General features: G+C 62.8%; 1 protein-coding gene. It reads left to right on the top strand.

Going from position 1 to position 293, the window contains the following annotated elements:
* Positions 1-293 (top strand): transposase (locus tag J9889_RS17845; RefSeq protein ID WP_210557562.1); only part of this gene is annotated, 293 nt, incomplete at both ends.

Here is a 293-nt window from a genome sequence, read left to right as displayed (position 1 = left end):
TCCGCCATGTCAGCCAGCTCACCGGGGTCGGTTGGCACACCATCAAGGAGATCGACAAGCGCCGTTTGCAGACCAGTGTGGGCACCATCGAACTTGGGGAGGTGCGGCGGCTGGTGATGGATGAGTTTGCCCTGCACAAGGGACACTGCTATGCCACCGTGATCATGGATGCCGAGCGAACCCGCGTCCTGTGGGTGGGGCACGGCAACAGCCGGGCCGCTATCCGTCCCTTCTTCGAGCAGCTCGGCGAGCGATGCCAGCAGATTGAAGCGGTGGCGATGGACATGAACACG

This window comes from Aeromonas sp. PrichA-15 (genome assembly GCF_017939245.1).
Lineage (GTDB): Bacteria > Pseudomonadota > Gammaproteobacteria > Enterobacterales > Aeromonadaceae > Aeromonas > Aeromonas caviae.
Note: the sequence above shows the minus strand (reverse complement) of the source record. Positions and strands in the feature narration are given on the sequence as shown.